This window comes from Marinomonas pontica (genome assembly GCF_026191375.1).
Lineage (GTDB): Bacteria > Pseudomonadota > Gammaproteobacteria > Pseudomonadales > Marinomonadaceae > Marinomonas > Marinomonas pontica.
The window spans coordinates 38,373-59,252 of record NZ_JAODTL010000019.1 but is presented as its reverse complement, the minus strand read 5'-3'; the positions used below and the strand labels follow the sequence as shown (position 1 = coordinate 59,252).

The 20,880-nt window shown below is 45.0% G+C and carries 22 protein-coding genes and 1 pseudogene; 7 read left to right on the top strand and 16 right to left on the bottom strand.

Translation table 11 applies throughout. The features are described from left to right. Positions 1–1,127, bottom strand: a 1,127-nt coding sequence (locus N5P32_RS02960; protein ID WP_265727694.1) for a GntR family transcriptional regulator, incomplete at its 3' end; no start/stop codon positions are given. A 174-nt stretch (positions 1,128–1,301) separates the two neighbouring features. Between N5P32_RS02960 and N5P32_RS17940 the strand changes: the two genes are divergently transcribed. The 3 genes from N5P32_RS17940 to N5P32_RS02950 are packed head-to-tail and all read left to right on the top strand — an operon-like array spanning position 1,302 to position 2,916. Beyond that, positions 1,302–1,928: an aminotransferase class V-fold PLP-dependent enzyme gene (locus N5P32_RS17940; protein WP_322783818.1), complete on the top strand. Its 627-nt coding sequence runs from the start codon at positions 1,302–1,304 to the stop codon at positions 1,926–1,928. Next, positions 1,819–2,520 carry an aminotransferase class V-fold PLP-dependent enzyme gene (locus N5P32_RS17935; RefSeq protein WP_322783817.1) on the top strand — a complete coding sequence of 234 codons (702 nt, stop codon included), beginning with the start codon at positions 1,819–1,821 and terminating at the stop codon, positions 2,518–2,520. The genes N5P32_RS17940 and N5P32_RS17935 overlap by 110 nt, the downstream gene beginning before the upstream one ends. A 6-nt stretch (positions 2,521–2,526) precedes the next feature. After that, positions 2,527–2,916, top strand: coding sequence for a SufE family protein (locus N5P32_RS02950; RefSeq protein ID WP_265727693.1), 390 nt, complete (start codon positions 2,527–2,529; stop codon positions 2,914–2,916). Between the two features lies 1 nt (position 2,917). Here the strand turns inward: N5P32_RS02950 and tcdA are convergent, their stop codons facing one another. After that, positions 2,918–3,700, bottom strand: a complete 783-nt coding sequence (gene tcdA, locus N5P32_RS02945; RefSeq protein WP_265727692.1) for a tRNA cyclic N6-threonylcarbamoyladenosine(37) synthase TcdA — start codon at positions 3,698–3,700, stop codon at positions 2,918–2,920. A gap of 114 nt (positions 3,701–3,814) precedes the next feature. Between tcdA and N5P32_RS02940 the strand changes: the two genes are divergently transcribed. After that, positions 3,815–4,555, top strand: a complete 741-nt coding sequence (locus N5P32_RS02940; protein ID WP_265727691.1) for a TrmB family transcriptional regulator — start codon at positions 3,815–3,817, stop codon at positions 4,553–4,555. Between the two features lie 80 nt (positions 4,556–4,635). Here N5P32_RS02940 and N5P32_RS02935 read toward each other — a convergent pair whose 3' ends face one another. The 14 genes and pseudogenes from N5P32_RS02935 to N5P32_RS02870 form a co-directional block, all read right to left on the bottom strand. Beyond that, the gene (locus N5P32_RS02935) at positions 4,636–5,055 is read right to left on the bottom strand and encodes a F0F1 ATP synthase subunit epsilon (protein ID WP_265727690.1); all 420 of its coding nucleotides are present in this window, start codon (positions 5,053–5,055) and stop codon (positions 4,636–4,638) included. 50 nt (positions 5,056–5,105) lie between these two features. Continuing rightward, on the bottom strand, positions 5,106–6,494 hold the full coding sequence (gene atpD / locus N5P32_RS02930) for a F0F1 ATP synthase subunit beta (RefSeq protein ID WP_265727689.1): 1,389 nt from the start codon (positions 6,492–6,494) through the stop codon (positions 5,106–5,108). A 29-nt stretch (positions 6,495–6,523) separates the two neighbouring features. After that, positions 6,524–7,384 carry a F0F1 ATP synthase subunit gamma gene (atpG, locus tag N5P32_RS02925; protein ID WP_265727688.1) on the bottom strand — a complete coding sequence of 287 codons (861 nt, stop codon included), beginning with the start codon at positions 7,382–7,384 and terminating at the stop codon, positions 6,524–6,526. A 79-nt stretch (positions 7,385–7,463) separates the two neighbouring features. Beyond that, positions 7,464–9,008: a F0F1 ATP synthase subunit alpha gene (gene atpA / locus N5P32_RS02920; RefSeq protein ID WP_265727687.1), complete on the bottom strand. Its 1,545-nt coding sequence runs from the start codon at positions 9,006–9,008 to the stop codon at positions 7,464–7,466. A 38-nt stretch (positions 9,009–9,046) separates the two neighbouring features. Then, positions 9,047–9,583: a F0F1 ATP synthase subunit delta gene (locus N5P32_RS02915; RefSeq protein ID WP_265727686.1), complete on the bottom strand. Its 537-nt coding sequence runs from the start codon at positions 9,581–9,583 to the stop codon at positions 9,047–9,049. Between the two features lie 11 nt (positions 9,584–9,594). Further along, positions 9,595–10,065 (bottom strand): F0F1 ATP synthase subunit B, encoded by a 471-nt coding sequence (locus N5P32_RS02910; protein ID WP_265727685.1) that lies wholly within the window; start codon positions 10,063–10,065, stop codon positions 9,595–9,597. A gap of 55 nt (positions 10,066–10,120) precedes the next feature. Beyond that, positions 10,121–10,378 (bottom strand): F0F1 ATP synthase subunit C, encoded by a 258-nt coding sequence (atpE, locus tag N5P32_RS02905; RefSeq protein WP_265219636.1) that lies wholly within the window; start codon positions 10,376–10,378, stop codon positions 10,121–10,123. Positions 10,379–10,443: 65 nt separating this feature from the next. Next, positions 10,444–11,265 carry a F0F1 ATP synthase subunit A gene (gene atpB, locus N5P32_RS02900; RefSeq protein ID WP_265727684.1) on the bottom strand — a complete coding sequence of 274 codons (822 nt, stop codon included), beginning with the start codon at positions 11,263–11,265 and terminating at the stop codon, positions 10,444–10,446. 51 nt (positions 11,266–11,316) lie between these two features. Next, positions 11,317–11,664, bottom strand: a complete 348-nt coding sequence (locus N5P32_RS02895) for an ATP synthase subunit I (protein WP_265727683.1) — start codon at positions 11,662–11,664, stop codon at positions 11,317–11,319. 220 nt (positions 11,665–11,884) lie between these two features. Then, positions 11,885–12,768 (bottom strand): annotated as a pseudogene (locus tag N5P32_RS02890) (ParB/RepB/Spo0J family partition protein). 10 nt (positions 12,769–12,778) lie between these two features. Beyond that, positions 12,779–13,582, bottom strand: coding sequence for a ParA family protein (locus tag N5P32_RS02885; RefSeq protein WP_265727682.1), 804 nt, complete (start codon positions 13,580–13,582; stop codon positions 12,779–12,781). Between the two features lie 3 nt (positions 13,583–13,585). Continuing rightward, positions 13,586–14,212 carry a 16S rRNA (guanine(527)-N(7))-methyltransferase RsmG gene (gene rsmG / locus N5P32_RS02880; protein WP_265727681.1) on the bottom strand — a complete coding sequence of 209 codons (627 nt, stop codon included), beginning with the start codon at positions 14,210–14,212 and terminating at the stop codon, positions 13,586–13,588. Between the two features lie 51 nt (positions 14,213–14,263). Further along, positions 14,264–16,153, bottom strand: a complete 1,890-nt coding sequence (gene mnmG / locus N5P32_RS02875; protein ID WP_265727680.1) for a tRNA uridine-5-carboxymethylaminomethyl(34) synthesis enzyme MnmG — start codon at positions 16,151–16,153, stop codon at positions 14,264–14,266. Positions 16,154–16,919: 766 nt separating this feature from the next. Then, positions 16,920–17,975 (bottom strand): NAD(P)-dependent alcohol dehydrogenase, encoded by a 1,056-nt coding sequence (locus tag N5P32_RS02870; protein ID WP_265727679.1) that lies wholly within the window; start codon positions 17,973–17,975, stop codon positions 16,920–16,922. Positions 17,976–18,160: 185 nt separating this feature from the next. Between N5P32_RS02870 and N5P32_RS02865 the strand changes: the two genes are divergently transcribed. The 3 genes from N5P32_RS02865 to acuI all read left to right on the top strand — a co-directional run bounded on the left by N5P32_RS02865 (position 18,161) and on the right by acuI (position 20,849). Further along, positions 18,161–19,039, top strand: coding sequence for an AraC family transcriptional regulator (locus tag N5P32_RS02865; protein ID WP_265727678.1), 879 nt, complete (start codon positions 18,161–18,163; stop codon positions 19,037–19,039). Positions 19,040–19,123: 84 nt separating this feature from the next. Next, entirely contained in the window at positions 19,124–19,792 is a 669-nt protein-coding gene (gene acuR, locus N5P32_RS02860) for an acrylate utilization transcriptional regulator AcuR (protein WP_265727677.1), read from the top strand. A 70-nt stretch (positions 19,793–19,862) separates the two neighbouring features. After that, positions 19,863–20,849, top strand: a complete 987-nt coding sequence (gene acuI / locus N5P32_RS02855; protein ID WP_265727676.1) for an acrylyl-CoA reductase (NADPH) — start codon at positions 19,863–19,865, stop codon at positions 20,847–20,849. Positions 20,850–20,880: the final 31 nt, after the last annotated feature.

Here is a 20,880-nt window from a genome sequence, read left to right as displayed (position 1 = left end):
CGGCAAAACTGGACCTGATCCCCAAGGCGAGTTTCCAAATGCGCTTTGATTCGTTCTGAATTCGCCCACACATCTCTGGCACGCTTGGTTAATGAGCGCTTACTATTTGATTGTAAAGCGTCACTAAGCGCTGCTTGCTGAACATCGCTAAGTGACATATCGGCGGCTAAAAACGCCCCATCTAACAACGCCTGATGTCGACCGGGCAAACACCAACTGGCTGAACGGCCTGCGCCTTTGGACCTCACACCACCGATATACACAATATGATCCGACGAATCCAATGACTTATAAGTCATGACAGAGCCCGCTCGGTACGCCAAATGCGAGCACAAATCCCACTCAATCACTGGCAGTTTGGTTTCTTCAATAATCGCCAACCAACGACGCAAGCTTAGATTGCTAATCAATTGACCGGCAGGAAAAGCAAACTGCCCCGGCAAGACAATCAAGCGAATGGATTCATCACGCAGACAACGAATCGCCAAATCCAAATCAACGCCCCGCTCTCCCGCTTTTAGCGTGATAACTTGCCGCCCTAAACTTTGCAGCGTCGTGGTGATTCTAGGGTCACAAGGCGTCAGCACTAACACGCTGTCACCCTGTTGTGTCAGTGTTTGCACACTCTGGGTAAACATAGCCAACGGCGAATGACCCAGCCAGAGTTGCGACGCATGGGTCTTGATACCCAACTCTTTTAAATACCCACTAACGGCTTCACGAACTGCCAAATGCCCTTTACCAAGCACAGGAGCATGACTTTCATCCAAACGTCCAGACGGACTCAGAAAGACATCACTTTGATCCACCAAAGCCGCTCGATGCGCAAGACACGCCCAAGCCGGTTTGGTGCCGTCATTGGCCAATTCTTGCAATACGTCACCCGCCAACAGCAAAGCAGGTTTGGTCCCACTGCGATGACAAACAAAGTAACCCGACTTGGGGCGAGATTCGATCCAACCGTCTTCACTCAACAAATCATAGCCATGTATGACCGTATTTAAGCTCAGGCCCAACTGTTTCGATAAAGCTCGCAAGGAAGGCATCTTGTCGCCGGGCGCGATGGCCTCCTGCGACATTTGATCCAAAAACCAATCCACCACACCTTTGTATAAAAAATCCGCCACCGCTTTGTACCTTTTCTAGTTTGTCATCTAGTATCTGTAATCAATCATTATAGTTGTCTTAAAAAAACGCAAGTAAAAGCCCAATAATTCCCGCTTTTAAGAGAAGTTAAGGTACAATTTCACCCATTTATGGCCTATTTTAGGCTTTTTGTTCGAATCCAAAGTAGAGTATCCATGGCTTTTGACCCTTCAACGCTTCGCCCCCTTTTTCCGATTTTGGCGCAGCCCGCTTACGATTATCCGTTAACCTATTTGGATAATGCGGCGACCACACAAAAACCCTTGCCGGTATTGGATGCGATTCAGGATTATTACTGCGGTTTCAATGCCAACGTACACCGTGGCGCCCACTTTCTCAGCGACCGTGCCACCAACCGATTTGAACAAGCCAGAGACACCGTTGCGCACTTCATTAATGCACCAGAACACAGCCACGTCATTTGGACAAAAGGCACAACAGAAGCCATCAACACCGTTGCTTATGGCCTTGAACACTTAATCGAAAAAGGCGATGAAATCCTCATCACCAGCTTAGAACATCACGCCAATCTCGTACCTTGGCAGCAATTAGCCTTTCGTACCGGAGCGAGACTGCGGGTTTTACCATTAACGTCCAATGGCGAATGGGAAGCGGAATTTCGTCATTACTTCACAGACCGCACACGTATTTTTGCCGCGACACAGATTTCCAATGCCATCGGCACCAGCACACCACTTGCAGGTCATGCTGGATCACGCCAAGCAACAAGGCGCGTTCACCTTAGTCGATGGCGCTCAAGCGGTGGCGCATTATCCAGTTGATGTACAAATTTTAGACTGTGATTTTTATGTTTTCTCTGGCCACAAAATGTATGGGCCAACGGGTATTGGCGTGTTGTATGGGAAAAACCATGCATTAGAAGTGTTGATGCCCTACCAAACAGGTGGAGAAATGGTGCGTCATGTTTCTCATCAAGCGACCGAATTCAATGTGCTTCCGTATCGACTAGAAGCCGGTACACCACATATCGAAGGTGTTATTGGCCTAGCCGCAGCGTGTGACTTTCTGAATACTCAAGATCGCTTGGCGTTGTTGGCATGGGAACAATCCCTCGCAGCACATGTCTATTCTCGCCTTCATAAAGAAGGTGGCATCGAAATGTATTCTCCCGAAAAAGGCACTACTTTGGTTTCGTTAAGTGTCCCCAATGTCCATATTCTGGATTTGAATGCTTACCTAGATAGCCAAGGTGTGGCGGTTCGAGCAGGCAGTCACTGCGCCCATCCATTAATGGCACAACTTGGCGTGGCGGGAACCTTGCGCGCCTCCTTCGCCTGTTACAACACCATGGAAGAAGCCAATCGCTTTTGCGATGTTCTGCTAGAAGCCATTGACTTATTAAACGACGAGTAACCAGTGATGACTGACTCTGTTAATATAAAAAGCCAGCTACAAGCTTGCCGAAGTAAAGAAGAAACCTTCAAAGCCTTGGTGACATTAAGCAAAACCTTACCGCGACTGTCAGCCGAAAAAAAAACCGAAGACAACAAGGTTAAAGGCTGCGAAAGCGCAGTCTGGTTAATCATTGAAGAAAAAGATGGCTTACGCCACATTCAAGCCGACAGCGACGCCAAACTCATGCGCGGCGTGCTGGTCGCTATCTTGAGTTTGGTAGAAGGAAAGACCCACGAGGATATCCAACAAATGGATTTAACAGCAGAGCTGGGAAAACTAAACCTATCCAGTTACCTCACCAGCTCCAGAACCAATGGTGTGTTGGCGATTTTGAAAAGCATTCAAACCGCTTAACTTACTGTTTCTCTTTCGGTGTCAACTTTTCCAATACTCTCGACACAGCAACAAAACCAAAAGTTGCCGTCACCACTGTGCTGGCACCGAAACCAGTGTCGCAGTTCATTTTAGTTTCCGTGTCACCTTTTTGGCGGTTTTCACACACGCTGCCATCGGCTTGCGGGTATTTGAGCTGCTCTAATGAGTAAACGCATTCAATATCAAAACGACGCTTTGTATTACGAGAAAAATGGTAATGGCGACGCAGATAGTTTCGCAGCTTGGCCGCCAGAGGATCTTGCTCAGTTCGAGATAAATCGGCAATTTGAATCTTCGTTGGGTCGACCTGACCTCCTGCGCCACCCACTGTAATAATTTTACGCTTATTGCGCTTACACCATGCGATAAGAGCCGCTTTGGGCTTTAAACTGTCGATCGCATCAACCACGTAATCAAACGGCTCAGACAGCAGCTCAGGGATGTTTTCAGGGGTGATGAAGTCTTCAATACACGTCACACGACAGTCGGGGTTGATCTGTTTAATCCGTTCCGCCATCACATCGACCTTAGATTGGCCAATGGTACTGCTTAGTGCGTGAATCTGGCGATTGGTATTGGTGACGCAAACATCGTCCATATCGATAAGTGTAATGTGGCCAATCCCAGAACGCGCTAACGCCTCAGCCGCCCAAGAGCCAACGCCACCAATACCGATGACACACACATGAGCACGCGAAAAAGCAGCGTATGCCGCTTCACCATACAAACGGCGAATGCCACCAAATCGTTGATCGTCTGTCAATTTTCTCTCCTCGCAGATCGTTCGACCCTGCGCTTTTCTATCAATAAGTGTATTCTTAAACGCGGTAGTATTCTTACGCCTGTCGACAAATTAAAAAACGGTACTGTGAGCCCTATGATTCAGCAAGCTTTTGAAATGCTTGGTTTAACACCAAGAGAAACGCAGCTTTACCAAACCTTATTAAAGCTTGGCCCCTCTTCTATTCGAGACATTGCCGAACACAGCGGCATCAATCGCGGTACCGCCTACGAAGACCTCAAACAATTACAAAGCAAAGGCATTGTCAGCTATTTTCCAAAAGGAAAGCGACGCTTCTTTACCGCTGAAAACCCGGATATTTTATTAAATTTGGCGGAAGAAAAACGCAATCGTCTTAATAAAACCATCGAGAATTTAAAGAACACCATCATTCCAAATTTACACCAACAACAGCCGGATTATCATCAAACTCATGTGCGTTATTACGAAGGCGATGACGGCATAGAGTGGGTATTGCGCGACATTTTAAACGTGGTATCTCAACAAGACCACAAAGAATATTGTGTGTTTTCGTCTAAACCGATACGTCCCTTTTTGTATCGCCCGTTTCCTAACTACACCAAGCAACGCGTTAAATTGGGCATTAATGTAAAAGTCATTGCTTTGGGTGACGGTGGCGAAGAAGCGGAATTATCAGAACGTAAGTGGATTAAAACGGAAGGATCGGTTGACGCCAGCTATATCGCTATCTATCCACCTAAGTGTGCGATTATTTCTTTGGCAAGCAACAACTTCCCCTCTGCCGTGGTATTGGAATCAAAAGACATCGCCAAAGCACAACAGATCATTTTTGATACATTGTGGAAGATGCTTTAGTAGACAAATACTCAGACTATCAGCCAATAAAAAAGCAGCCCTTGGGCTGCTTTTTTTGACTTCACACTCAACATTACCGCTTATTTGTGCTCGCGGAACTGTTGAAGTGTACGCAAGCGGGCCATAGCTTCTGCTAGTTCCACTGTCGCACGAGTGTAGTCGACGTCAGGTTTTTGGTTAGCTAAAAGCTCTTTAGCATGTTCCTGAGCTTTTAGTGCCGCCTCTTCGTCCAGATCTCTTGCACGAGTGGCTGTGTTAGCCAAGACGGTGACACGGTGCGGTTGAACTTCTAGGAAGCCACCGGACACGAAGATAAACTCTTCGTCACCATTTTCTTTAACCACACGAACAGGACCTGGTTGCAGAGTCGTCAACAATGGCGCGTGACCAGGCATAATACCTAGATCGCCATAACTGCCTGCAGCCACAAGAGATTGTACCGTACCGGAAAAGATCTCTTGTTCAGCGCTTACGATATCGCAGTGTACTGTGATAGCCATAAGTTGCCTCTCTTAGTCATACTTAGCAAAAGCGCCTTACAACGCTTTTGCTACGCGTGATGGTTAAAGTTTTTAGCTTTCTCGACAGCTTCGTCGATGCTACCAATCATGTAGAACGCTTGCTCTGGAAGATCATCAAACTCACCATCCAAAATGCCTTTAAAGCCACGAATCGTGTCTTTCAAAGAAACATACTTACCTGGAGAGCCAGTGAATACTTCTGCTACGAAGAAAGGCTGAGACAAGAAACGCTGGATTTTACGAGAACGGTTAACCGTTTGCTTATCTTCTTCAGAAAGCTCGTCCATACCCAAAATTGCGATGATGTCTTTCAATTCTTTGTAACGTTGCAATACCATTTGTACGCCACGTGCTACGTCGTAATGCTCTTGACCGATAACGAGTGGGTCAAGCTGACGTGAAGTAGAGTCAAGAGGATCGATCGCTGGGTAGATACCCAAAGATGCGATGTCACGAGACAATACAACCGTTGCGTCCAAGTGAGAGAACGTTGTTGCTGGAGATGGATCTGTCAAGTCATCCGCAGGTACGTATACCGCTTGAACAGACGTGATAGAGCCAGTCTTAGTAGAGGTGATACGTTCTTGAAGAACACCCATCTCTTCAGCAAGTGTAGGCTGGTAACCTACCGCAGATGGCATACGACCTAGCAATGCAGACACTTCTGTACCCGCAAGCGTGTAACGGTAGATGTTATCTACGAAGAAAAGTACGTCACGACCTTCGTCACGGAACTTCTCAGCCATAGTCAAACCCGTCAAAGCAACACGAAGACGGTTACCTGGTGGCTCGTTCATTTGGCCGTATACTAGAGATACTTTGTCGATTACGTTCGAGTCCGTCATCTCATGGTAGAAGTCGTTACCTTCACGAGTACGCTCACCAACACCTGCGAATACAGAGTAACCGCTGTGCTCGATTGCGATGTTACGGATAAGTTCCATCATGTTTACGGTTTTACCTACACCGGCACCACCAAACAGACCAACTTTACCACCTTTCGCGAAAGGACAAACAAGGTCGATAACCTTGATACCCGTCTCTAGCAATTCGTTGCTAGAAGACTGCTCTGCGTAAGAAGGAGCAGAACGGTGAATAGACCAACGCTCTTCTTCGCCGATAGGGCCTTTTTCGTCGATTGGGTTACCTAGAACGTCCATAATACGTCCTAGTGTTTTTGTACCTACTGGAACAGAAACAGGCTTGTTTGTGTTTTCAACAGCCAAACCACGCTTCATACCGTCGGTAGAACCCATGGCGATAGTACGAACAACGCCATCGCCTAGTTGTTGTTGAACTTCCAACACCAACTCTTTACCCTCGATAGTCAGGGCATCATATACTTTTGGCACGCTATCACGTGGGAATTCCACGTCGATAACCGCACCGATAATCTGTACGATTTGTCCGCTACTCATGTTCGGATCCTCTTAAATACCTAAATACCTTAAACCGCTGCCGCGCCGCTGACTATCTCAGAAATTTCCTGAGTAATCGCTGCTTGACGAGCCTTGTTGTACACCAACTGCAATTCATCAATGATATCGCCGGCGTTGTCCGTTGCGTTCTTCATCGCAAGCATACGAGCTGCTTGTTCACACGCAATGTTCTCAACCACAGACTGATATACTTGAGATTCAATATAGCGAACCAATAATTCGTTCAAAATTTCAACGGCTTCTGGCTCGTAGATGTAATCCCAGTGGTGCTGTAACTCTGTATTCTCTTCCGCTTGTAATGGCAAAAGTTGTTCAACCGTCGGTTTCTGAGTCATGGTGTTCACAAACTCGTTTGAAACCACATAAAGACGATCGATACGACCTTCGTCAAATGCGTCTAGCATCACCTTAACACTGCCGACTAAGTCGTCTGCTTTCGGTGCATCACCTAAACCAGTGAAGGCTGCTGTTACATTTCCGCCGTAGTTACGAAAGAATGAAACGGCTTTAGAGCCGATTGCACAGATGTCGATTTCAACACCAGAATCAGCGAACTGTTTCATGTCTTTGATGGCTGCTTTGAACACATTAACGTTCAAACCGCCACACAAACCACGGTCAGAAGAGATTACGATATAACCAACACGCTTCGCCTCACGCTCGGTAAGGTAACGGTGTTTATACTCAGGATTCGCGTTGGCCAAATGACCAACTACTTGGCGAATTCGTTCCGCATACGGACGAGAAGCGGCCATACGATCCTGAGCTTTACGCGTCTTACTAGCAGCTACTTTTTCCATAGCACGAGTAATTTTACGCGTATTGTTAATGCTCGAAATCTGAGTACGTATCTCTTTTCCGACTGCCATAATAGAACTGCCCTTGTGAGAATGTTATTTCACAAACTGCAAGAAAATGGTGACAAGTTAATCCTTGTCACCAAAGTCATTACCAAGTTTGCGTCGCTTTAAACTTCTCGATTGCCGCTTTAAATGTCGCTTCAATCTCGCCGTTAAAATTACCAGTTTTGTTAATGTCAGCCATAAGATCAGTGTGTTCACTGTTCATGTAGCTCAACAAAGCCGTTTCAAAACTACCAATTTTGCTTGTTTCAACATCTTCAAGGAAGCCATCATTAGCAGCGTAAAGAACTACGCCCATATCAGCTACAGACATAGGAGAGAACTGCTTTTGTTTCATCAGTTCAGTAACCTGTTTACCGTGCTCTAGCTGTTTACGAGTTGCTTCATCTAGGTCAGATGCGAACTGAGCGAAAGCCGCCAATTCACGGTACTGAGCCAATGCAAGACGAATACCACCGCCAAGTTTTTTGACAATCTTAGTTTGCGCAGCACCACCTACACGAGAAACCGAAATACCTGCGTTCATCGCAGGACGAATGCCCGCGTTAAACAAGCTTGTTTCAAGGAAGATCTGACCATCGGTGATAGAGATAACGTTAGTCGGTACGAAAGCCGATACGTCACCACCTTGTGTTTCGATGATTGGCAATGCTGTCAAAGAGCCAGTCTGGCCTTTCACTTCACCATTGGTGAACTGCTCAACGTAATCTACGTTTACACGAGATGCACGCTCAAGAAGACGAGAGTGAAGGTAGAATACGTCACCAGGGTAAGCTTCACGACCTGGCGGACGACGTAATAGCAATGAAATTTGACGGTAAGCCCAAGCTTGTTTTGTCAAATCATCATATACGATCAACGCATCTTCACCGCGGTCACGGAAGTATTCACCCATAGTACAACCAGTGTATGGCGCTAGGAATAGCATAGACGCTGGATCAGATGCACCTGCTGCAACAACAGTGGTGTATTCCATTGCGCCCGCTTCTTCAAGCTTACGTACTACGTTGGCAATTGTTGATTGCTTTTGACCGATCGCAACGTACACACACTTAATGCCAGAGTTTTTCTGAGCAATAATCGTGTCGATCGCTAGGGCTGTTTTACCAACCTGACGGTCACCGATGATCAACTCACGCTGACCACGGCCTACTGGTACCATGGCATCAATTGCCTTGTAGCCAGTTTGAATTGGTTGATCTACTGACTGACGAGCGATTACACCCGGCGCCACTTTTTCAACTTTATCCGTTAGTTTTGCATCGATAGCGCCTTTGCCGTCGATTGGGTTACCCAATGCGTCAACAACACGACCAAGCAATTCAGGACCCACTGGAACTTCCAGAATGCGACCTGTACATTTCACTTTTTGACCTTCTACAAGGTCTTGGTATTGACCCAATACGACTGCACCTACAGAGTCACGCTCTAGGTTCAAAGCCATACCGTAAACACCACCAGGGAATTCAATCATTTCCCCGTACATAACATCTGCCAAGCCGTGGATCAGAACGATACCGTCTGCCACGCTGACAATTGTGCCCTCATTTTGGGCATCAGAAGTTACATCGAGGTTCTCGATGCGCTTCTTGATAATCTCGCTGATCTCAGATGGATTCAGTTGCTGCATGCTAAATTCCTCAACCCTGGTTTCGATTTAACGAAACACTAGGAGTTTATCGCCTCGGCCAGTTTCGCTAATTTACCGCGTACTGAACCGTCGATGATTAAGTCACCGGTACGGATAACCACGCCACCAATTAGGCTCGCGTCTGTTTCACTGGTTAAGTTGACAGTACGGTCCAACTTTTTCGCCAATGAAGCGGCTAATGCTTGTGTTTGTTCTGCTGTTAATTCGAAAGCAGACGTAAATTCAACATTTACGGCTTTTTCAAAATTCAGTTTGAACTGTAAAAATAACTCAGAAATCATAGGAAGAAGCGATAAACGCTTATTCACTGCAAGAGCAAGCAAAAATGCTTTGCCTTGTTCTGTAGCTACTTCTGCACAAACGTCCGCTAGAGCGTTTGCCTTCTCTTCCGCACTAAAAGCGGGATTTCCAAGTGCTTTCTCAAGCTTAGGCTCTACTGTAACAGCGGCCAATATGCTTAACATATCGGCCCACTCAGTAATATGGCCTTGCTCTCTAGCAACTTCGAAAACCGCTTTCGCGTACGGTCGCGCGACTGTTTTTAATTCAGCCATTAGACCCTCGCTTAAAGCTCTTTGGCGAGCTGTTCAACGATCTCGCTATGTGCTTTTTCGTCAATGGTGGCTCCCAAAATCTTCTCGGCGCCGGCAAATGCAAGAACGGAAACTTGAGCACGCAATGCTTCTTTAGCACGCATAACATCTTGTTCAATTTCTGCTTGAGCCGCTTCGCGCAGACGCTTGCCATCGGCAATCACCTGCTCTTTTGCCTCGTCGATCATTTGGTTCGCACGTTTGTTGGCTTGTTCAATAATCTCGGCCGCGTTATCTTTGCTTTCGCGTAGAATTTGAGAGGCTTGTTCTTGTGCCAACTCAAGATCACGTGAAGCGCGATTCGCTGCTTCCAAACCGTCTGCAATTTTCTTGCTACGCTCTTCGAGCGCAGCAATCACTGGTGGCCACACATACTTCATGCAGAACCAGACAAAAATCGCAAACGAGATAGCTTGGCCTATAAGTGTGAGATTCAAATTCACGCTAATACCCTCGCTCTAAGTCGTTTAAAAATCGTTTCTGTAACATTACAGAAAATTAACCAGCGACCTGAGCAACAAAAGGATTCGCGAAAGTGAAGAACAATGCGATACCTACACCGATCATTGTTACGGCGTCAAGAAGACCCGCTACGATGAACATTTTAACTTGCAGCATTGGAACCATTTCAGGTTGACGCGCAGCGCCTTCCAAGAATTTTCCACCCAAAATACCAAAACCAATCGCAGTACCTAGGGCACCTAGACCGATTAGAAGGGCTACAGCAATCGCAGTAAGACCAACTACAGTTTCCATTTTAACTCCTACATTTTCACAGTTTTAGATAAGGTTTAAATAATATTACTTTAAAGAACACACTTTTAGTGATCTTCGTGCGCCATACTCAAGTAGACGATAGTCAACATCATAAAGATGAAAGCTTGAAGCACGATGACCAAAATATGGAAGATTGCCCATGGCACAGACAGAGCCCATTGTAGACCCCACGGCAAAATAGCAATCAAAATAAAGATCAATTCACCAGCATACAAGTTACCAAATAGTCGTAATGCTAATGAAACAGGTTTCGCAAGCAGACCAACACCTTCAAGTAATAAGTTGAAAGGGATCATCCATTTGCCAAAAGGCTGTAACGTTAATTCACCAACAAAGCCGCTCACGCCTTTTACCTTGATGCTGTAATAAACAATCAAGATAAATACAGACAAAGACATACCTAAAGTGGCATTCAAGTCCGTTGTTGGAACTACTTTAAAGTAAGGAATACCCAGTAGTCCGGCTAGCGTCGGAAGAAAATCAACCGGTACTAAGTCCATCGTATTCATTAAGAATACCCAGACAAAAATAGTGAGTGCTAATGGTGCAATGACTTTATTTTTGCCATGGAAAGTTTCTTTGACGCTGCCGTCAACAAACTCAACCATCAACTCAACAAAGTTTTGCAATCCAGACGGTGTGTCAGCCGACACTTTTTTCGCTGCTTTACGGAACAACCATAAAAACAGGATACCCAATGCGATAGAAAAACCCATCGTATCAAGGTGAATCGCCCAGAACCCCATATCTGCTGCTTCTTTAGCACCGTGAGCAATGCCCCAACTGCCATCAGGATGTTGACCAAAGGTCAAATTCTGAAGGTGATGCTGTATATATTCAGAAGCTGTTGGATTTTCACTTGCCATATTTATATCCACGCTCTTTCAATGATTAAAACCTTATTTCCTTCGTACAACTTAATGCTTTAGTACGATAGGACTGAGCCAATGACTCAAAATTGCACAACCAAAGCCTGCAAAAAAAGCCCCTGCAGCCAATGGCTTTACCAGAAGAAAAACCAGCGACAGTAATACAGCTGTCATTGCTAATTTACCAGCTTCTCCTCGATAAAATGATCGAACAACCTCTTTGGCAGGTCGAGTTCCCCTATAACCAAAGATTCGCCAAGCCATATAAACGCTTGGCAGTATGCTGGTTAACGCTCCGAAAATAAAAGAGTACCCATACAGACCACCAGCAACGTAAAAAATTCCCAATGATATAAAAAGAGTCAGTAATAATTGTAAAAAAAGAAAACGAAACACAGCCTTCTTTTTCGCGCTAATGATGGCACTCGCGCTTAGTGGCTTGTTTGTCCCCATTTCCTCACTCTCTTTGCGCACTGTAAAAGTGCAATCAATGTGATCATTTACAAAATTCGAGGCATTATATGGGTTATGACGACTGTGTTCAACTTAAACCGAATAGCAGAAACAGTTTCCAGAGCTCTTATCTCGTTAGAAAAAGCACTTACTAGAAATTTTGTTAATTCCCAGCAAGCAACTCGCTGATCAGCAATTCTAGGTGTTCAGGGTTACGATACTCAATAACCAACTTGCCTTTCCCTTTAGCAGAAGGTTGTATTTTGACGGCGGCGTTGATTTTTTGGCTGATGCGTTCAGCCTCTGCACTCAAATCAGGCAGAGCGGGTTTACTGTCTTCGTTTTTTTCCGCTGCCTGGACATTTTTAGCCAATCTTTCCGTTTCGCGAACAGATAACGATTTGGTCACAACCTGTGATGCTGCTTGAATTTGCTTATCATGCTCTAGAGGCAATAGCGCGCGCGCGTGCCCCATTTCAATGTCACCATGCTCCAACAGACGACGAACTTCTGGTGTCAAACCCAACAAACGCAATAAATTCGCGACCGTCGAACGAGATTTCCCACTGTGTCTGCCACTTCTTGTTGGGTAAGATGAAAATCTTCAACGAGACGTTGTAAAGCCAGTGCTTCCTCTACAGGGTTTAGATCTTCACGCTGAATGTTTTCAATCAGGGCTAACACCACAGCATCCGCGTCTTCAACATGTCGGATAATCACAGGGACTTGTGTTAAATCCGCTAACTTAGCCGCTCTCCAGCGACGCTCGCCGGCGATAATTTCATATTGATTATGGCCATTTGGCCTCACCACAATAGGCTGCATGATGCCTTGTGTTCGGATAGAGGCCGCCAACTCTTCTAACTGGGCAGGGTTCATATCACGACGAGGTTGGAATTTACCTTTGGAAAGCCATTCCACAGGCAAATAAGTCAGGCCTTTAATCTGTTCATTATTAATACCGCCATCAGCCTGTTTTGCGGCCGCTGTTTGTGGTGCTAACAATGCATCTAAGCCACGACCTAGACCTCTTTTTTTCATCGTCATTTCATTAACCCTAATTGGTATTAAATTGCTTATGTAAAAACGTTATCACGCCACAGATTTTGCGAATAAATTCACTGGCCAAAGCAAGGTAGGCCATGGCACCACGAGACTGTTTTTCATAATGTAAAACAGGTAAACCGTAGCTGGGTGATTCTGCCAAACGAATATTACGAGGAATCACCGTGTCGTATACTTTGTCACCAAAATGCTTGTGAAGCTGACTAGACACATCGTGCGTTAAACTAGGGCGAGGATCGTACATGGTACGCAAAATCCCTTCGACTTCTAACGCTGGGTTTAACGCTTGCGTAATTCGTTCAATGGTTTGTAGTAACGCTGTTAAGCCTTCTAATGCGTAATATTCACATTGAACAGGAATTAGAACGCCTTGTGATGCGGCCAACGCATTCACAGTCAACATGTTTAAGGCTGGCGGACAATCCAATAAAATATAATCAAAGTCATTGTCGACTTCGTACAACCCCGCCCGTAAACGTGTTTCTTTACTGGGCAGATCAAGTAATACCACTTCCGCCCCGGTCAAATCACCATTTGCAGGCAAAACCCAGTACTCTCCGGGCATACTTTGCTTCATAACGTCTTTCACGCCATGAGAACCAATCAATACGTCATAAACACTGGTGTCTAATTCTTCTTTGGTGAAGCCACTTCCCGTTGTCGCATTTCCTTGCGGATCGAGGTCAATCAACAACACTCGACGCTTCATCGCGGCCAGCGATGCGGCTAAGTTGACGCAGGTGGTTGTTTTGCCAACACCACCTTTTTGGTTGGTTACTGCAATGATTTTTGCCATGCTTTATCCTTTACGCGTCATCACTACCATGTGACGCTCCGCCTGAACACTTGGCACATTAAGAGGTTCTACTGACACCAACTCGACCTCTTTAGGTAGCGCCGCAATTTCTTCACTAGGATAAACCCCTTTCATGGCCAAAAAGTTACCTGTGTCTTTAGGAAGAGGCAACGTCCAATTGATCATATCTTGCAAAGAAGCGAAAGCTCGAGAAATCACATGGTCGTAAGTCCCTTGAAAGGCATGTTTTTCAACACGCTCATTTGCAACGGTTACGTTCTGAATACCAAGCTCCATTTTAACCTGAGTCAGAAAGCGAGTTTTTTTGCCATTACTGTCTAGTAAAGTAAACTGTTTTTCTGGGTAACATATAGCAAGCACCATACCAGGTAGGCCAGGTCCAGTACCTACGTCGATGATGTTATCGCCCTTAATGAAAGGTAACGTCGCCAAACTGTCCAACAAATGCAATGAGATCATTTGCTCAACATCTCGAATCGCGGTTAGGTTGTAAGCCTTATTCCACTTTTCTAGCATGGCTAAATAGTTAACAAGAGTCTGAATGGTTTCATCAGATAAAGAAGCGCCCATTTGTTGGGCGCCTTTTTGAATAGTGTCAAAGTGTGTCACAGTCGATCCATTTCTATAAAGATAGTAATCAAGGATTATCGGCTGATGATTCTAGGCACTTTTGCGTGCAATCGCACGTTTTTTCAAATGAATTAAGAGTAAGGACACGGCAGCCGGTGTCACACCTTGGATGCGAGAGGCCGCTGCAAGCGTGGCTGGGCGCAACTGAGTTAACTTTTGTTTGATCTCATTTGATAAGCCTTCCATCTTGGAATAATCCAAATCCGCTGGTAATTCTGTGTTTTCTTGTCGACGTAGACGCTCAATGTCTTCCGCTTGACGAGAAATGTACCCAGCGTATTTTACCGCGATTTGAACCTGTTCAGAAACTTGTTCATCAACAGGTTCTTCAAGCGCGTTTTTCAAATTCGCCACATCGGAATACACAATATTTGGACGTTTCAGCAAATCCAACAAACTGTACTCATGAGTAATCGGTGTTTCTAATTTAGGATTGATGCTTTCCGCTTCTGGCGTATTTGGCACAATCCAACTGGATTTAAGTCGCTGAGTTTCCAGTTCAATGGCTTCGCGTTTTTTGCAGAAAGCCGCCCAACGTTCATCAGAAACCAAACCAAGTTCACGGCCTTTTTCTGTTAAACGCATGTCGGCGTTGTCTTCACGCAAAATCAAACGATACTCGGCACGACTAGTAAACATACGGTACGGTTCTTTCGTCCCCATACTGATCAAATCATCAACCAGCACTCCCAGATACGCTTCGTCACGACGAGGTGTCCAAGCGTCTTTGTCTTGTGCAAGCAAAGCCGCGTTTAGACCAGCCAACAAGCCTTGTGCGCCTGCTTCTTCGTAGCCCGTTGTGCCGTTAATTTGTCCAGCAAAGAACAAACCAGGCATGTGTTTGGTTTCCAGTGAATACTTCAAATCTTGCGGATTAAAATAGTCGTATTCAATCGCATAACCCGGACGAATAATGTGCGCGTTTTCCATGCCTTTCATCGAACGAACTAACTCAATTTGCACATCAAATGGCAAAGAAGTGGAAATGCCATTTGGGTACAATTCGTGTGTGGTTAACCCTTCTGGCTCGATAAAGATCTGATGGGAGTTTTTATCGGCAAATCGCACGATTTTGTCTTCAATGGACGGGCAATAACGTGGGCCAACCCCTTCAATCACCCCTGTGTACATAGGAGATCGATCCATACCAGAACGAATAATGTCATGGGTGCGTTCATTCGTATGCGTAATGAAACACTCAATTTGACGAGGGTGCATAGAACGATTGCCCATGTAAGACATAACAGGGTCGATGTCATCACCCGGTTGCGCTTGCATTTGAGAGAAATCGACCGTTCGAGCATCTATTCGAGGCGGTGTGCCGGTTTTCAAACGATCTACTCGGAACGGCAGCGCGCGCAACTTTTGAGCCAAGCCAATAGACGGCGGATCTCCAGCACGACCACCAGCGTGGTTTTGTAAGCCGACGTGAATAACACCGCCCAAAAAAGTTCCCGCTGTTAACACCACTGTTTTGCTGTTGAAACGAATGCCTGTTTGAGTAACCACACCACGTGCAGCACCGTTTTCAACAATCAAATCTTCCGCAGACTGTTGAAACAACCATAAGTTTTCTTGGTTCTCTAATTGATAACGAATGGCGGCTTTATAAAGAATTCGGTCAGCTTGTGCTCTGGTTGCACGAACTGCTGGTCCTTTACGGGAGTTTAATGTGCGAAATTGAATGCCTGCTTTATCGGTAGCCAACGCCATTGCGCCGTCTAAAGCATCAATCTCTTTTACCAAATGGGATTTCCCTATACCACCAATGGCAGGATTACAGGACATTTGTCCTAACGTTTCAATGTTGTGGGAAAGCAATAACGTTTTAACGCCCATGCGTGCTGAAGCTAACGCTGCTTCTGTACCAGCGTGTCCGCCACCAACCACAATCACATCAAAACAACTTGGGAAATCCACTGGAACCTCGGTATTACTAATCAATAGAAATGAATAAAAAACGAACAATTTTCGATAAGGGCGCCTAGTATATCGGCTAATTTGGAAAAAGAAAGCGACGAAACGTAGATCCCCCCGGTCATCAATATTAAATAAAGTATTATATAGGTATGTCTTTTTATGTTTGTTATGTCTATATAGGAGGCAAAAATCTGTTTATAAACATAAAAAAACGCTATTTATCATTAGTTTATGTTGATAACAACATGTTAGAAACCGCCTTATTATCCTGTTATGTGGATAACCTATACCTGTGTATAAGGTGGTGAGTTATACAGAGCGGTTTTTTAAGTGTCGAGTTGTTAAAAACTGTGCAAAACTTTTTATCCACCTATCACCATACTTATCAACAGTGCTTTTGTATTGTTTTTATAAACATAAGAAATTGTTTTATAAAGATTTTATTTCGATTTCAACAACAAAAACGCCCATTTTTTCGGATAAACAATCCACAAGTAAAAAAATAAAAAAATGCTTTTTTTATTTTCTCTATGGTCAGTGTGTGAATAATTGACGCTTTCATTTTGGCATTAAAGATAGTGGATAAATCGAGAAAATGCTGATTGTGAGTAACTTTGTGAGGAAAATGAGCGTTGAAATAGACTGTTTCGATCATGGTTTCATAGGGTCAAGTCGTAACTTGAAAGCAGCCCGAAAGCAAAAAAACGAAGGCAAAAAAAAGCGCCCTCACTGGGGCGCTTTTAGTCAGTGTGTTAACATGACAATGTTACTCTGCCTTTAAACTCTTCATATCAATGATAAAGCGATATTTCACATCGCCTTTTTTCATGCGCTGATACGCTTCATTAATGTCTTGGATGTTGATCATCTCAGCATCACATTCAATATTGTGTTCTGCACAGAAATCCAGCACTTCTTGTGTTTCTGCGATTCCACCAATCAATGACCCCGTCAGCACGCGACGTTTCATAACCAAATTAGCAGAATGCGGAGCAGGTTCCATAGGTTCTACTAAACCGACAAGAATGTGCGTACCGTCTACTTTTAAGCAATTTAAATAAGGGTTCAAATCGTGTTGAACTGGGATGGTGTCCAATAAGTAGTCAAAAGACATGGCCGCGGCCTGCATTTGCGCTTCATCGGTCGATACGATCACATGATCGGCACCTTGTTTTTTCGCTTCCGCAATTTTGCTTTCTGAACGAGTGAAGATGGTGACTTCGGCCCCTAATGCTTTCGCAAACTTCACGCCCATGTGGCCAAGTCCGCCCATGCCAAGGACACCGACTTTATCACCGGCTTTGACGCCATTATGACGCAAGGGAGAATATGTGGTGATACCGGCACACAATAAAGGCGCGGCTTTACTTACGTCTAATGCTTCAGGGATAGACAGCACAAATTCTTCACGAACCACAATGTGATCTGAGTAACCGCCATACGTTAGGCTGCCATCGATAAGATCATGAAATCCATAAGTACCAACAAAGCCATTATCGCAATATTGCTCTAAGCTTTCGGCGCAATGGGCACAATGTTGACAAGAATCGACCATGCAACCCACACCGACAATATCACCCACTTTATATTTGCTTACTTTGCTACCAACCTCAGTAACACGACCAACAATTTCGTGGCCTGGAACCACTGGGTATTCACTTGGTCCCCAGTCACTTTCTGCCACATGAATGTCTGAGTGACACACTCCACAATACAAAATATCGATATTCACATCGTTGTCACGCAGAGCACGACGCTCAAAAGAAAAAGGGGCTAATGGTGTGGTGGCTGATCTTGCCGCGTAGGCTTTTGCTTGACTCATCGTCTTTGCTCCAATTAATAGAGAATGAAATAGTGATGAGCAGTCTAGACGAATTTTTCTTTTATTGTGTTGTGCATTCTTATTGTTGTTTTGCCTATTTCTCCAATTTCTAAAAACTTAACTTTTCCTACACAATATTGAATGGATAATACAAGTCATGATTTTTAAAGCGAAAGGGCTTAAACATGAATAATAAAAAGCTAGTGGATTTGATCAAAACTCTGGCTATAGAAGAAGGTTTCTCAGAAACCTCTATTGCGAATGTGCGATTAATGAAATGCTCCAAATCGCTTCCAAGAATGCCGCTGATGTATCGCCCTGGACTGACCATCATCGCGCAAGGTCAAAAAATTGGCTATTTAGGCGATCGCGAAATTCATTACAACTCCGGGCATTATCTGGTGCAATCCCTACCTTTACCCTTTGAATGCGAAACTTTCGCGAGCCAAGACGGACCACTGCTCGGTGTTTCTATTGACCTAGATCCTGCGGTATTAATGGAATTAGTGACAGGCTTTCAAGACGACGGCGACGTTATCAATTCTACTTACTCCTCGATGTCGGCAGTGCCGATGAGCGATGACATGGAAGGCGCGTTAATTCGACTCATTCAGGCGTTGTATGACCCAAAAACCGCCAAATTAATGGGACAAGGACGGGTAAGAGAGGTCATTTTTGCGGCTTTACAAAGCCCAGAAGCCACCGCCTTAAAAACGCTAGTGATGAACCAAGGTCGATTTTCTCGTATTTCATACGCCATTTCTGGAATGCACCAGCAACTGGATCAAGAAGTACGAGTTGAGCAGCTGGCAGACGACGCCAACATGAGCGTGTCCAGTTTCCATCACCATTTTAAAGAAATCACAGGGTCCTCACCGGTGCAGTATTTAAAGCGATTGCGATTGCTAAAGGCGCAAATGCTGCTTAATCAGAGGCTTAAAAACGTCAGTCAAATCGCGCTAGAAGTGGGTTATAAAAGCGTGCATCAGTTTAGCCGAGATTATAAGCGCTATTTTGGGGTGTCTCCGACGCAAGAAAAGCGGCACGAAGGCGCGGTTGTGTAAGTATTGATAGATGGTAATTGATTTTTTTAGACGACTGGTCTAAATTGTTCTTTCGTATGTCAAAAAGCCAAAGTGTGACTCGTAATGAAGTGTGTGGATGAACAACCCGTTTTAATGGATCAATCCAGTAAGCCACGTCGTGGGCGGCCTAAAAAATCTTCTGTGGAGTCCCTCGATACCCGAGAATCACTGCTTCGTGCAGGCATGAAGATACTCACCGAAACGGGTTTCGTACGCAGTGGTATTGACCCCATTTTAAAATCTGTTGGCGTTCCGAAGGGCTCCTTTTATCACTATTTTTCCAGCAAAGAAGCCTTTGGATTGGCGGTTTTAGCGCGATATCGGCGTTATTTCGAAGCAAAATTAGACAGCTTTTTATTAGACGATGCTTTTTCGCCGTTAGAGCGTTTACAGCGTTTTGCTCAAGATGCGCAAGATGGCATTGTTCGACATGATTTTAAACGAGGTTGTTTAGTAGGCAATCTAGAGCAAGAATCTAACCTGCTTTCAGAAGTATTTCGAGAGCAACTTCAGGCGACTTACCACAGCTGGCAAACCCGCGTAGCCACGTGTTTGCTAGACAGTCAAAAACACGGTGAAATTGACATAAAAGTAAGCATTTCAGAGTTGTCCTACGCTTTTTGGATGGGATGGGAAGGCGCGGTTCATCGTTCAAGATTAATGAAAAGCACGCAACCATTAAGCCTGTTCATGATGTTTTTTATCCAAGCGATTCAAGTAAAGGCAGATTAAGGTAAAAGCCAAGCCGTGCTTGGTTTTTTATTCGTTATAAATAGACGATCGGTCTAAAATTGGAGAAGGTATGTTTAAAGGTGTGTTCATTACTCAGGAAGACAAAAAAAGTGTGGCATCAGTGGTTGAGCTTAATGACGATCAGCTACCCGAAGGGGATGTATTGGTTGAAGTGCATTACAGCACGCTAAATTACAAAGATGGCTTAGCCATCACTGGCAAGTCCCCTGTTGTGCGTTCTTTTCCCATGGTGCCGGGCATAGATTTAGTGGGTAAGGTCTTACAAAGTGACTCTGAACGATTTTCTGAAGGTGATTTTGTCATACTGAACGGCTTTGGGGTTGGCGAAATGCATTGGGGCGGCTTAGCTGAAAAAGCGCGGCTTAAAAGCGACTGGCTTATTCCGCTTCCGAAAGGTATAGACGCTAAACAGTCTATGGCAATAGGTACAGCGGGTTACACCGCCATGCTGTCGGTTTTAGCGCTTGAAAAACAAGGCGTTACACCTGATTCTGGCGAAATCCTTGTAACGGGAGCCAACGGTGGTGTCGGCAGCTTTGCTATTCGCTTATTAAATCGCCTTGGTTATCAGGTCGTCGCTTCTACTGGACGAATGGCGGAAAGCGATTATTTGAAAAATCTGGGTGCGAGCGACATCATCGATCGAAACACACTGTCTGAGCCAGGTAAACCCTTACAAAAAGAGCGTTGGGCTGGCGTTATCGACTGCGTCGGAAGCCACACTTTAGCCAACGCTTGCGCAAGCACAAAATACGGCGGCGTAGTAACCGCTTGTGGCTTAGCGCAAGGCATGGACTTCCCTGCTTCCGTCGCCCCATTCATTTTGCGTGGCGTCAAACTCATTGGCATTGACAGCGTTATGCGACCATTAACGGATCGTATTGAAGCATGGCAACGTCTAAGCGAACTGCTGCAAATTGAAGACGTGGACAGCATGAGCGACGAAATTGGCTTGGAAGACGTCGTAGATACGGCCTATAAATTGCTAGATGGAAAGATACGTGGTCGAGTGGTGGTAAAGGTAAAAGCTCAATAACCTAGTTTACTACTTGATCGACGCTAACCTA